Origin of the sequence: Yoonia sp. (assembly GCF_046292185.1) — a bacterium.
Taxonomy (GTDB): Bacteria; Pseudomonadota; Alphaproteobacteria; order Rhodobacterales; family Rhodobacteraceae; genus Yoonia.
The window spans coordinates 21,819-34,184 of record NZ_JBKBQY010000030.1 but is presented as its reverse complement, the minus strand read 5'-3'; the positions used below and the strand labels follow the sequence as shown (position 1 = coordinate 34,184).

The following is a 12,366-nucleotide window of genomic DNA, read 5'->3' as shown; positions in this document are numbered from 1 at the left end:
AAGAGGCCGCAAAACGCGACCACCGCAAACTGGGCCGCGAAATGAACCTGTTCCACATGCAGGAAGAGGCCCCCGGTCAGGTCTTCTGGCACCCCAACGGCTGGACGATCTATACCGAATTGCAGGATTACATGCGCCGCCGCCAGCGCGCCGGTGGCTATGTCGAGGTGAACACACCCCAGGTCGTGGATCGCAAGCTCTGGGAAGCCTCGGGTCACTGGGACAAATATCAGGAAAACATGTTCATCGTCGAAGTGGACGAAGAACATGCCCGCGAAAAAGCGGTCAACGCGCTGAAGCCGATGAACTGCCCCTGCCATGTGCAGATCTTCAATCAGGGCCTGAAATCTTACCGCGACTTGCCTTTGCGCATGGCCGAATTCGGGTCCTGCGCGCGCTACGAACCCTCGGGCGCTTTGCACGGTATCATGCGCGTGCGCGGCTTCACCCAAGATGATGGCCACATCTTCTGCCGCGAAGACCAGATCGAACCCGAAACAGCCCGATTTATTGCGTTTCTGTCAAAAATCTACGCCGATCTCGGCTTCCATGACTGGACCATCAAACTCTCCACCCGCCCTGAACAGCGGATCGGCTCGGATGAGACTTGGGATATGATGGAAAAAGCGCTTGGCGATGCCTGCCGCGCTGCGGGCTATGAGTATGAACTTCTGGAAGGCGAAGGCGCGTTCTACGGCCCGAAACTGGAATTCACCCTGACCGACGCCATCGGGCGCAACTGGCAATGCGGCACCTTGCAGGTCGACGCAAACCTGCCCGAACGGCTGGATGCGGAATATATCGGCACCGACGGTGAAAAACACCGCCCCGTCATGCTACACCGCGCGACCTTAGGGTCATTCGAACGGTTCATCGGCATCCTGATCGAAGAACATGCAGGCAAACTGCCCTTCTGGCTTGCCCCGCGTCAGGTCGTGGTCGCCACAATCGTGTCCGACGCAGACGATTACGCGCATGAACTGGCCACGGCGCTGACCAAGGCCGGTGTCCGGGCCGAGGTTGATACACGCAACGAAAAGATCAACTACAAGGTCCGCGAACATTCCGTCGGCAAGGTGCCCGTGATCCTCGCCATCGGCGCACGAGAGGTCGAAGAACGCACCGCCACCGCCCGCCAGCTTGGCGAAAACCAGACCCGCGTCGTCACAATGGACGACATCGTGGCCGAGCTGAAAATCCGCGCCACGCCCCCTGATCTGCTGTAACCTCGAAAAGGCGCGCTTTAAAAGTGCGCCTTTTCCTCATCCGGCTTGCCTGCCGCGATGGCGAGTATCCCACCCAGCCCGGCAAAGCCAATCGGGAACATCGTGCCCACGTTGAATCCGAAAGCGGTGTAGAAAAACCCGCAGGCCAGCAGCATCAGGACGCCGCCCCACAGCGCGCGTGTCTTGGCCATCGCCCCGCCCGCAATCGCCAGCAAGGGCGCAATAAAGCTCGCAAAGCGGATGAAACCGGGGTTTTCCAGCACCCCGAAAATCTCGCCTACTTCGGCACGGTTGGCGGATAATTCGGCATAACCATAGCCAAACATCCCAACGACGATCCCGATCAAACCGGCGATCAGGCCCAAAACGGCCGCAGCACTACGCATCTTCAATTCCTTGTCCTGTTGCGCGACAGATAGGCACAACCGCATCAACTGCCAAGGTGTTTCGCCTGCACATCCGGTTTCCAGCCAATAGTCCAGCCATGATCATCCGACGCGATCACAGGCCGTTTCATCAATGTAGGATGCGCGGCCAGTAGCGCGGCATTGTCCATCGTGCGCGCCTCCTCGGGCAGGTTGCGCCATGTGGTCGACGCCCGGTTGATCGCCTGATCGCCAAAGGCCTGCACGATCGCCGTGATATCATCCACACTCAGCCCATCCGCACGCACGTCGATCACCTCTGGCGTGATGCCCTTGGCCTTCAGTGCCGCCAACGCCTTGCGGCAGGTGTCACAGCTTTTCAGCCCGAAAAAACGCATCTCACATCCTCTTTACTGCGACGTCCTGTCAATTGCCTTTTGGATAAAACACTTAACTCTAGGATTACAAGGCCAAGGGAAGACCGCCTGTCGCGGGGCCCAGCCTGCGACAAAAGGAGAAGAGATCATGCCAAACGGCACAGTAAAATGGTTCAACACCACCAAGGGGTTCGGGTTCATCGCGCCCGATGATGGCGGCAATGATATTTTTGTCCATATCTCTGCCGTAGAACAATCCGGGCTGACAGGGCTGGCGGACAATGAAAAAGTCACCTTCGATCTGGTCGAAGGCCGCGACGGCCGCAAGATGGCGGGCAATCTGGCCAAGGCCGTTTAACCCAGCCAGACCGCCTGCGCCTTTTCGCCCCACCCCAGCGTCCAGCGCGCCCCGTCCGTGATCACCGGGCGGGCCATCAGCGCTGGCTGCGCGTCCAACTGCGCCTCGGTCTCCGATTCCCGCAGCCAGGCATTCAGATTGCGATAGGCCTGCGATTTGCGATCAATCAGATTGTCGCCAAATTCCGCGATCAGCGGCGCCCATTCTGCGGCGCTCAGCGGATCTGCACGGATATCTCGAAACGTCACGCCCTGATCCGCCAGCGCGCGCAGCGCTGCCTTGCAATCCGAACAGGTGGGCAAGCCATATAATATCATGCAACGTCCTCTGCCTTAACCCGATGTTCACACCTATGCGCGATCATGCACACACGCCTGCCCGTTATCGCCGCCCCCGCCTGCGCAGCGCAACCGGTCATTTCAACAGCCATCTTCCCCGCAGGGAAGGTCATTGATGTGGGAGAAAGGATATGCAGAAAAGACAAACCGTAGTTTGGGGTTCACCCCGGCCCCGCCCGACACAGCGCAAGCAGGGGTGTTAAGGTGCGGGTGGGTCGAAGAGAACGGCGACCTATGGGTTGCTACGGTGACGATGAGTTTACTTTGACCGGTGGCACGACTTTCACATCACGAAACATAGCCTCAACCTCCGGCTCAAATCCCATACTTTTCAAGTTGTGAATAAACTTCAACCCAATGCCCACAGGGCAACCTAATTCGTCTCCAGCAAATTTTGATGAGATTTCCCGAAAATATCTTGGTTCAGGAATTCCAAAATTAGATTCGGTGACATTCGCGCACTGGTATACCGCGTGAGCAACAAAATCAGCAATATCCAGCATTTCGTTCTCACCCTTCTTCAAGGTCGAAACTCCAAATGGGTTTAAGTTCTTTAGAGAGCGCGATTGCGGAAATATGGGTTTATCTCTTACTTTTACAAGAAACCGCCGCATAGCATCATAATCATGGTTCATTCTCTCGAAGTACACACTCAAATCTTGCTCAGAACTCAGGTGCGGCGCCAAGTAGGAACAAATATTTTCAAGCAAGTATTGGGCACACTTGTTATAGAATTTATCAGCACTTCCATGAATATCGGTTTTATAACCTCCGAGAGTTTTTTTATTTGAAATTACCGCAAAGAAACGAACGGGAAGTCGATTGATTTCACGCGCCAAGAAAACTTTCTGCGTGTGCCCAAGATCAGTTGCATGCTTCCAATTTTTCTTTCTAATTCTATCTTTTGCGTCAGAAAGTGCATTCTTTGCAAGAACTTCAGCTGTTGGCAGACATACTACCGCCGCCATAACAAAATATGGAGACGCACCAGTAGAAGAGCCATCACGCACCCTGGCGATACCGGCTTCACCACTTTCGTCAATATAGACATTGAATTTCACTTTACGCTATCAATGTTGAAGCGACACCCCCCAAACTTCACCCAATAACCCCCATGAACTCCCGCCATTCGCCCTTGCTCATGCCGCTCGTTTCCTGCGTCACCTCTTCCCCCTTCAGCATCATCCGCACACATTCAATCGCCTTACCCGACAGGGTGGCCCCGCCCATCCGGTAATCCTCGAACGCGCCATAGGCCGCAGGCACCCAGTCGGCGACCAGGTTGCAGATTTCCTCCGCATAAACCCGGATTTCGTATTGTGCATGGCTGTCGGCGCGCAGCCGCAAGAAATGGAACAGGTTGTGCAGATCGACCTTCCAATACCATTGCGTATAGATATTGGCAGGCAGGTTCATCCGCGCCAGTTCGCGCGCCAGCCCCTGCTGGCCGTCATCGCTGATCATCTCGGCGTAATGGTCATAACACCGCGCGGCATCGTCTTTGAGATAGGCCAGCACGCGCGCCGCCTCGTCGCCGGTCAGCGCCTCACCCCGGCCCTGATTGTTGATCACCGATTGCGCGGCCAGATGTTCGGGCTGCGGGATATAGAATTCGCGGTCAAGGATCGAATAGCGTGCGGAATATTCATTCACATTCGCCGTCCGGTGCCGGATCCATTGCCGCGCAACAAAGACCGGCAGTTTCACATGCAGCTTGATCTCGCACATCTCGAATGGGGTCGAATGCCAGTGCCGCATCAGATAGCGGATCAGCCCTTCATCATTCTGCACCGATTTGGTGCCGCGCCCGTAACTGACACGCGCCGCCTGACAGATCGCCGCATCATCGCCCATGTAATCGATTACCCGAACAAAGCCGTGGTCCAGCACGTCATAGGCCTTGTAAAGATGTGCCTCCATCCCCGGAGCCACGGCGCGCAGGGTGGGTTGTGGGTTGGCGCGCAAAGTGTCGATTTCGGCCTGCTGGTCGGGGGTGATGGGCATCGTGTTCTCCGGTTCGGGGGATTCTGTTGCGCCACTATAGGCAAAGCGGTGGTGTGGCAAAACCTCCATAGATGCCAAACAATCCGGCTCTGTCAAAGGATGCGCGTTGACAGCCGCACGGCGCGACGAAATTGTCGGTCGAAACAAACAAGCAGAGGCCGGTGCCGTGACCAGATTGATTTGTGCCGTGATGGCCGTGGCAGCGCTTGCCGCCTGCGAAGGCGTGGGCGGTGACGATGGGGGGAGCACCACCGCACCAGAACCCGATGTCGACATCGCCACCGAGATTGCCAATAACCTCGATGCCGCAACCTTCGCGAGCGGTCCTGAAAGCCTGACCGTGTCAATCACTTTGGATGCGGGGCTGGTAGATGCAGTCTATGACCGTAATCCGGACTATGATCTTCCCGGGTATCTGGCCTTTACCACGCAAAACAACCCGCTGAACCGGTACTTTACAGGGTTCGCAAATGAATCCGCAGATGGGTCAGTGCAAGCCGTTGTCGTTGCCGACGGTGGTCAATTCACCAAGTTCTTTGGTGGTGCAACATATCGGCAGACCGGCGCCTATAGTGCCCCGACTGAGGGTATTGTCAGCTATGCGGGCAAATATGCCGGCCTGATTAACCTATCCACCCCGGTATTGCCTTTGCCCGACACAAATGATGACATTTTGCCGCTGCGTGCCGGGCGGGTGTCAGGAGATGTGTTTCTGAATGCCAGCTTCGCGACGAACAGGGTAAATGGCGCGATCTACAATCGGGTTTATGAAGATGGCACCGGGGTGGTTCTGGATACCGTCTTTTTGGTTCCAACTGAAATCCTGACCAACGGGTCATTTGCAGGTGTGGCAGAGAACCGCGGTGAATCTGGTATTGGCAGTTATGCGGGGACCTTTGGCGGGACGAACGCATCCTCAGTTGCAGGGGCGATCCGCCTTACCGGTGATTTCGTGCCGGGTGTCAATAATGAAGATGAGATCGGCATTTTTGTCCTCGGTCGCTGTGGGGCGACGGGCGGATCCGCGGTGTGCGATATCGTCAACGATCAGTGATACTTAGGATCATCGCCTTGGCAGTCTGCCTTCTTGGGAGCGTCGCCGAGGCGCAAACATCCATCGACCTCTCGATCTCCGAAGCCCGCGCGATCGCAACGCAGGCATTGTTCGCGGGCGACAGCGCGCTCGCACGCGATATCGCGCAGGCGATCCTTGCCCAGTTGCCCGATGACCGCGACGCCCTGGCTATCCTTGCCGCAGCCGCGCCGCAACAGGGGGATGCCCGCGCGGGCCGGATCGCGGGCGCGCGCGCCTTCGCGCTGTCGCAGACCGATGCTCAACGCTATGAGGCTGCGCGCCTGACCGCGCTTGCTGCGACCAATGAACAGCGATTCACGCTGGCGACGTTCTGGCTGCGCCGCGCCCTGATCGCCGCGCCGGGTGACGCCGACCGTGCCCAGACGCTTGCCGATGCCCGTCTGGTGAAACAGATGAATCCGTGGGCGTTTGACGTTTCGGCGACACTGACCCCGTCATCCAATGTGAACGGGGGCACCTCTGACGCCAATGTGCCAGACTTCGGCGGCTGGACCGGAACATTTTCCGAGGCGGCCTTGCCGCAGGCGGGCTGGCGCGCATCGCTTGGGCTTGGCGTCAGTTATCGCCTGCGCGAAAGCCCCGCCAGCCGCACCCAGATCGGCGGGCAATATCAGCTTGGCCGTGTATGGATCACAGATGAGGTCTCGATCCCGGACAGGGCCTTTGACACCGACGTGGCCCAGCTGAACCTGCGCCATGACCATGCGCTGACGACCGGCAGCATCAGCGGGCATCTGGCCTATGCTCGGGTCACCTATCGCAAATTGAACAACGACGAAACCGCGACGGAAGCCCGGTATTATGACAGCCTTCGGTTCGGGCTTGACCGGCGTATCCCTGTCGGTTCGGATACCGAAGTCACGCTGTCACTGGGGCGTGATCTGGCGGATTACGAAGAAACGACGATTGGGCAGGTGCGCCGCAATACGGCCAGCGCGGCGCTTGCCTATCGCCTCTCCTCGGGGGACGTGGTCCGCGCCAGTATCGGCATTGCCGACAGCAGGTCCGCAAATCCCGGCTACCAGTCAGAGGAGTGGACGCTTCAAGGCAGCTACGCCTGGGCAGAACAGATCGGGCCGATGTCGCTGAACGTCGGGGCGGGGATCACCTGGGCGGATTATCCCGACTACAGGTTGTTTGTGTCCGGGGACGGTGGTCGCCGCGACACAAGCCATTTCTACAGCGTCAACATCGGCTTTCCCCAAGTGACCTATGCCGGGTTCACCCCGGAGTTGTCGGTCACCGCGCAGCACACCGACAGCAATGTCAGCCGCTTCACCCGCGATGCTGTCTCGGCCGGGCTGACGATCCGGTCGGAATTCTGAACCGCCGCACTACCAGGCGGAACGGATCGACCGGACGTTCACCGTGGTGCCTTGCTGGCAGAACGACATCTGCGCTACATCGCCGGTGACGCGCACTCTGTCGCCGGGCTGAAATTCTCCGGTCTGGCCGGCAATGGTATATAGCCGCCCGTCATCGCCGCGCAGGGCGGTGCAGGTGACGCCTTCGCGTGTGATCGTGCCGGTCACGTCGATCCCTGGCCGGACGGCAGCATCCAGCAGCAGGATCTGGCTGGCGCTGATCGGCACCCCCTGCTGGCACAGCGCAGAGGCCGCACGGGTGCCGGTCACTTCGACCCTGTCACCGGCGCGCAGGGGGCGCGTGGCGGTACCCGCAATCGTGTAGAGCGTCCCGTCATCTCCGCGCAGGGCCTGACAGGTGACACCTTCGCTGGTGATCGTCCCGGTGATGCGCAGGTTCTGCGCGACGGGCAAGGGGGCTGGCCGCGCCGGCTGCGGTGCCAGCGACGACGGCACCCGTAAGGTCATGCCGGAAAAGATGAAGTTCGGATCGCGCAGCTGTGGATTTTCCGCGCGCAGTTGCGCGACTGTTACCCCGCAGCGCTGGGCAATGCCGCTGAATGTGTCGCCGGGGCGTACCTGCACCGATGCACCGCAGCGCGAAAAGGCCCCCTGCCCCCAATTGTTCGCAGGCGCAGCCGCCACGGGTGGGCGGTGGACCGGCACGGTCGTGTTAAGCCCCGGCATATAGACAAGCTGCCCGACGAACAGCCGGTTCGGCTCGGTGATTTGCGGGTTCGCGGCCATCAGCGCGGGAATCGTCGTGTTGCAATAGCTGGCAACCCGCAGCAGCGTGTCGCCGGGGGTGATCCTGATCGCATCGCCGCAGGCCGGGTTCGCCGCCATGGCAGGGGGCGCAAAGACGGCGCATGCGGCGGCGAATGCCGTAACACCCAACACGGCGCGGATACCCGCAGCGGAACGCCCCGCACTCCCACGACCAAATCGCAACATGATCTCATTCCCTTTTCAGATAGACAAACCAGACGGCCTTTCCCTCAAGGAGCATCCGGACCTCCAAACACGCAATATCAGCGCCTTGCTAGCGAATAACACTGCACCCTGATGGGGAAAGAAAAGAGATGTCTGTGGGTCCGACAAGGCCGGATCATTCCGTATCGCCGCGGCTTTGCTACAGGTAGCGACCGCCGCGTTGCAGCACCTCGATCTGATAGCCGTCCGGGTCCGCGACAAAGAAGAACCGTGCGATCACATCGCCCGCAGGCGCGAATTCCACGATGTCGCGGGGATTCAGCCCTGCTTTGGTCATCCGGGTGTGTTCGGCGTCCAGATCATCGACCGAGAATGCCAGATGGCCATAGCCATCACCCAGATTGTAAGGTTCTTTGCGCCCCTTGTTGACGGTCAGCTCCACCTCGAAACCGGTTTCAGGGTTGGAGAGGTAAATCAGGGTAAAGCTGTCAAAATCCAGACGCTCGGCGAGGTCGAGGTCAAAGGCGGTCTTGTAGAACGCGCGTGAACGCGGCTCGTCCAGCACGCGCAGCATTGCGTGAATTGCTTTGGCCATCTGCGTTTCTCCGGTTGCCCGCTCTCATGCAGTTTTATGCAAAAATCGCGCCGGGCTCAATTGCCTTCAATCGAAATGCCCTGTTCGCCAACCTCGATGGTCACACCGCTTTGGGATTCCTGATAGTAAAGATATCCGAAGACTGCGACGGCCACGGCAAGCACGACGATCAAAAGATAAGCTGTATTGCGGTTCATTCTGTCCGACCTTCTATATTTGCGACGATGAGGGCAATTTGCGGTGAAACACCGAAGCCAACCTAACCCCTTGATAGCGGCTATCTTTTTGAAGTCAAAAGCAAAAATATGGTGCTGTGAGAGAGGATTGAACTCTCGACCTCACCCTTACCAAGGGTGTGCTCTGCCACTGAGCTACCACAGCATCCGTGAGGCGGGGGATTAGCGGCAATCGCGGGCTGGTGCAAGCCCTCTCTGGACGGTTTTTGCGTGGCTTGATATCACACCGCATGGACAACAAAAACGACAAGCCGCAACCCGCCCGGCCCGCGACACCCCGTGAAGAACGGTTGAAAGCGGCGCTGAAGGCCAATATGGCCAAACGCAAGGCGCAGGCGCGCGCAAAGGCCGCAGCAGCGGGCAGCAAACAGAAAGAATAAAGCAGCATGGATTCGATTTTGGTCAAAGGCGGCGCAACGCTGCAGGGAAAAATTCAAATTGCGGGGGCCAAGAATGCCGCCCTGGCGCTGATGCCCGCGACGCTGTTGTCCGAAGAGCCGCTGACCCTGACCAATGCGCCGCGCCTGTCCGATATCAAGACGATGACGGCACTGCTGCAATCCCTGGGCGTCGAAGTCACCGCCCTGCAGGACGGCAAGGTGCAGGTGTTGTCTTCGCATGCAATGACATCCACCCGTGCCGATTATGAGATTGTGCGCAAGATGCGCGCGTCCAATCTGGTGCTGGGGCCGCTGCTGGCGCGGCATCATCAGGCGATTGTGTCCTTGCCCGGCGGCTGTGCCATCGGTGCTCGGCCGATGGACATTCATGTTACGGCGCTTGAAACCATGGGTGCCACGATTGAACTGAAGGACGGCTATCTGCATGCCACCGCCAAAGGCGGGCTGAAAGGCGCGCGGGTGGCGCTGCGCTTCGCCTCGGTCGGCGCGACCGAGAATGTGCTGATGGCCGCGACACTCGCCAAGGGCACCACGATCATTGAAAACGCCGCGCGTGAGCCGGAGATCGTGGACCTTGCGCGATGTCTGCGCCGCATGGGCGCGCAGATCGAAGGCGAAGGCACCAGCACGATCACGATTGACGGCGTGGATCGTCTGGGTGCAGCGACCCATCCGGTGGTGACCGACCGGATCGAACTCGGCACCTATATGCTCGCCCCGGTCTTTGCCGGCGGTGAGGTGGAATGTCTGGGCGGTCGCATGGAACTGGTCGGTTCTTTCGCCGAAAAACTGTCCGAGGCGGGTGTGGATGTAACGGAAACCCCGGATGGTATTTTGGTCAAACGCAATGGCAGCCGCGCGCGTGCCGTCGATGTCACCACGGCCGTGTTCCCCGGTTTCCCCACCGATCTGCAGGCGCAGATGATGGCGATGCTTTGCACCGCAGACGGCACATCGGTGCTGGAGGAAAAGATTTTCGAAAACCGCTTCATGCATGCCCCTGAACTGATCCGCATGGGAGCGCGGATAGACGTGCAGGGCGGCACCGCCACCGTCACGGGAGTGGACCGTCTCAAAGGTGCGCCGGTGATGGCGACCGATCTGCGCGCCTCGGTGTCGCTGATCCTTGCCGGGTTGGCGGCGGAAGGTGAAACGCTGGTCAGTCGGGTTTACCACCTTGATCGCGGATATGAGCATGTCGAGGAAAAGCTGCGCGCCGTTGGTGCCGATATCGAACGGGTGCCGGCATGACCCGCGACGCCAGTTTCAAGGATGGTGCCGCCAGACCGCTGCGCCTGCGCGCGCTGGACGGAGATGATCTGGCGGTAATCGCAGCAATCACACAGGATGCGGTTTTTCCGGTCAAGGAAATGCGCTGGGACCGCAGGGCGCGGCGCTTTGCGCTGTTGATCAATCGGTTTCGCTGGGAGGACGGTGCGCAAAGTGCCGAACGCGTGCAATCCGTGCTGGCCTTCGAGGATGTGATGGCGGTGCAAAGCCAGGGCATCGACAAGGCGGATGCCGATCTTGTCTGTTCGCTGCTGTCGATCTCTTTCACGCGGGCCACGGATGGCGCAGGCAGGGTTGAACTGACGCTGGCCGGTGACGGTGCCATCGCGCTGCAGGTCGAAGCTTTGGAGGTTCTTTTGCGCGATGTGACCCAGCCTTATGCAGCACCGTCAGGCAAGGCACCCCGTCACCCCGACTGATACCATTGAAGCGGCGCGGTGACCCCGCTATGTCCTCTGCGATAGAGGAGATTTCCATGCCGCAATTCCTGTCCACGACCGATCCCGATTTCGAGGCCCGCTTTACCGCCCTTCTGGGGGCGAAACGCGAAGACAGCCCCGATGTGGATCATATCGTGGCAGAGATCATTGCCGATGTGCGCGCGCGCGGCGATGCGGCGGTGATTGAACTGACCTCCCGCTTTGACCGGCTGGACCTGACGCCGGACAGGATGCGCTTCACCCCCGCAGAAATCGCCGCCGAATGTGCGCTGGTATCGGACGAGGACCGCGCTGCATTGGAACTCGCCGCGGATCGTATCCGGACCTATCACAGCCGCCAGATGCCGGAAGATGCGCAATGGACCGATGACGCGGGTGCAACGCTTGGCTGGCGCTGGACGCCGGTGTCGGCGGCGGGGCTTTACGTGCCGGGGGGGCTTGCCAGTTATCCGTCATCGGTGCTGATGAATGCGATCCCGGCCAAGGTGGCGGGGGTGCAGCGGCTGGCGATTGTCGTGCCGACACCGGACGGCCTGACCAATCCTCTGGTGCTGATGGCAGCTCAGATCGCGGGTGTCGATGAAGTCTACCGCATCGGCGGCGCGCAGGCGATTGCGGCATTGGCCTATGGGACCCAGACGATTCCGCCGGTGGACAAGATCACCGGGCCGGGCAATGCCTTTGTTGCTGCCGCGAAACGGCGTGTGTTCGGCAAGGTCGGGATTGATATGATCGCCGGGCCTTCGGAAATTCTGGTGATCGCGGATAAGGATAATGATCCTGACTGGATCGCGCTGGACCTGTTGTCGCAGGCCGAACATGACGAAAGCGCACAATCCTTGCTGATCACCGATGATGCCGCGTTCGGTCGCAAGGTGGCGCAGGCCGTGGACAAGCGGCTGCAAACGCTGGAACGCCGTGCGATTGCCGGGGCCAGTTGGCGCGATTTCGGCGCGATCATCACCGTGAGGGATATGGATGAGGCTGTGGCCCTGTCGGACAGGATCGCGCCCGAACATCTGGAACTTTGCACTGGTGATGCCGATGACCTCGCCGCGAAAATCACCCATGCGGGGGCGATTTTCATTGGCAGTTGGACACCAGAGGCGATTGGTGACTACATTGGCGGGCCGAACCATGTTTTGCCGACGGCCCGATCGGCGCGTTTTTCAAGCGGGTTATCAGTGATGGATTTTATCAAACGTACGACCCTTTCGCGTATGACGCCCGACGCGCTTGCGGCGATCGGCCCTGCCGCCGAACGGCTGGCACAATCGGAAAGCCTGCAGGCGCATGGGTTGAGCGTGCGCGCACGGCTCGACCGGCTGAACCAGGGGGATTGA

Annotated in this window: 16 protein-coding genes and 1 tRNA gene; 8 read left to right on the top strand and 9 right to left on the bottom strand. The window is 59.5% G+C overall.

Annotated features, from left to right (window positions below):
- On the top strand, positions 1-1,226 hold a 1,226-nt coding region (gene thrS, locus ACK4TM_RS07730), incomplete at its 5' end, for a threonine--tRNA ligase (protein ID WP_409699223.1).
- Between the two features lie 17 nt (positions 1,227-1,243).
- Here the strand turns inward: thrS and ACK4TM_RS07725 are convergent.
- Complete coding sequence (locus ACK4TM_RS07725) at positions 1,244-1,612, bottom strand: hypothetical protein (protein WP_409699220.1); 369 nt, start codon at positions 1,610-1,612, stop codon at positions 1,244-1,246.
- 44 nt (positions 1,613-1,656) lie between these two features.
- The gene (locus ACK4TM_RS07720; RefSeq protein ID WP_409699217.1) at positions 1,657-1,989 is read right to left on the bottom strand and encodes an arsenate reductase family protein; all 333 of its coding nucleotides are present in this window, start codon (positions 1,987-1,989) and stop codon (positions 1,657-1,659) included.
- 127 nt (positions 1,990-2,116) lie between these two features.
- On the opposite strand from ACK4TM_RS07720, the gene ACK4TM_RS07715 reads away from it, so the two are divergent.
- The gene (locus ACK4TM_RS07715; protein ID WP_409699214.1) at positions 2,117-2,326 is read left to right on the top strand and encodes a cold-shock protein; all 210 of its coding nucleotides are present in this window, start codon (positions 2,117-2,119) and stop codon (positions 2,324-2,326) included.
- Here ACK4TM_RS07715 and ACK4TM_RS07710 read toward each other — a convergent pair.
- The 3 genes from ACK4TM_RS07710 to thyX all read right to left on the bottom strand — a co-directional run bounded on the left by ACK4TM_RS07710 (position 2,323) and on the right by thyX (position 4,668).
- Positions 2,323-2,643, bottom strand: coding sequence for an arsenate reductase family protein (locus ACK4TM_RS07710; protein ID WP_409699211.1), 321 nt, complete (start codon positions 2,641-2,643; stop codon positions 2,323-2,325). The genes ACK4TM_RS07715 and ACK4TM_RS07710 overlap by 4 nt on opposite strands.
- A 263-nt stretch (positions 2,644-2,906) precedes the next feature.
- Entirely contained in the window at positions 2,907-3,725 is an 819-nt protein-coding gene (locus ACK4TM_RS07705; RefSeq protein WP_409699208.1) for a DUF3800 domain-containing protein, read from the bottom strand.
- Between the two features lie 37 nt (positions 3,726-3,762).
- Positions 3,763-4,668 carry an FAD-dependent thymidylate synthase gene (gene thyX, locus ACK4TM_RS07700; RefSeq protein ID WP_409699229.1) on the bottom strand — a complete coding sequence of 302 codons (906 nt, stop codon included), beginning with the start codon at positions 4,666-4,668 and terminating at the stop codon, positions 3,763-3,765.
- Between the two features lie 106 nt (positions 4,669-4,774).
- Between thyX and ACK4TM_RS07695 the strand changes: the two genes are divergently transcribed.
- The gene (locus ACK4TM_RS07695; RefSeq protein WP_409699205.1) at positions 4,775-5,722 is read left to right on the top strand and encodes a thymidylate synthase; all 948 of its coding nucleotides are present in this window, start codon (positions 4,775-4,777) and stop codon (positions 5,720-5,722) included.
- A 17-nt stretch (positions 5,723-5,739) separates the two neighbouring features.
- Complete coding sequence (locus tag ACK4TM_RS07690; protein ID WP_409699203.1) at positions 5,740-7,089, top strand: hypothetical protein; 1,350 nt, start codon at positions 5,740-5,742, stop codon at positions 7,087-7,089.
- Between the two features lie 9 nt (positions 7,090-7,098).
- Here ACK4TM_RS07690 and ACK4TM_RS07685 read toward each other — a convergent pair whose 3' ends face one another.
- The 4 genes from ACK4TM_RS07685 to ACK4TM_RS07670 form a co-directional block, all read right to left on the bottom strand.
- Positions 7,099-8,082: a LysM peptidoglycan-binding domain-containing protein gene (locus tag ACK4TM_RS07685; protein WP_409699200.1), complete on the bottom strand. Its 984-nt coding sequence runs from the start codon at positions 8,080-8,082 to the stop codon at positions 7,099-7,101.
- A 178-nt stretch (positions 8,083-8,260) separates the two neighbouring features.
- Positions 8,261-8,656: a VOC family protein gene (locus ACK4TM_RS07680; protein ID WP_409699197.1), complete on the bottom strand. Its 396-nt coding sequence runs from the start codon at positions 8,654-8,656 to the stop codon at positions 8,261-8,263.
- Positions 8,657-8,712: 56 nt separating this feature from the next.
- On the bottom strand, positions 8,713-8,853 hold the full coding sequence (locus ACK4TM_RS07675) for a hypothetical protein (RefSeq protein WP_409699195.1): 141 nt from the start codon (positions 8,851-8,853) through the stop codon (positions 8,713-8,715).
- Positions 8,854-8,962: 109 nt separating this feature from the next.
- Positions 8,963-9,037: transfer RNA gene (locus tag ACK4TM_RS07670), tRNA-Thr, on the bottom strand.
- A gap of 85 nt (positions 9,038-9,122) precedes the next feature.
- Between ACK4TM_RS07670 and ACK4TM_RS07665 the strand changes: the two genes are divergently transcribed.
- From ACK4TM_RS07665 to hisD, 4 genes are read left to right on the top strand one after another with little or no spacing between them, the layout of a single operon-like run.
- A complete protein-coding gene (locus tag ACK4TM_RS07665) occupies positions 9,123-9,272 on the top strand; it encodes a hypothetical protein (RefSeq protein ID WP_409699192.1) in 150 nt (49 codons plus the stop codon).
- A gap of 6 nt (positions 9,273-9,278) precedes the next feature.
- Positions 9,279-10,544, top strand: a complete 1,266-nt coding sequence (gene murA, locus ACK4TM_RS07660; protein ID WP_409699189.1) for a UDP-N-acetylglucosamine 1-carboxyvinyltransferase — start codon at positions 9,279-9,281, stop codon at positions 10,542-10,544.
- Positions 10,541-11,002, top strand: a complete 462-nt coding sequence (locus ACK4TM_RS07655) for a DUF2948 family protein (RefSeq protein ID WP_409699186.1) — start codon at positions 10,541-10,543, stop codon at positions 11,000-11,002. Before murA ends, ACK4TM_RS07655 begins: the two co-directional genes overlap by 4 nt.
- A gap of 56 nt (positions 11,003-11,058) precedes the next feature.
- Complete coding sequence (gene hisD / locus ACK4TM_RS07650) at positions 11,059-12,366, top strand: histidinol dehydrogenase (RefSeq protein ID WP_409699183.1); 1,308 nt, start codon at positions 11,059-11,061, stop codon at positions 12,364-12,366.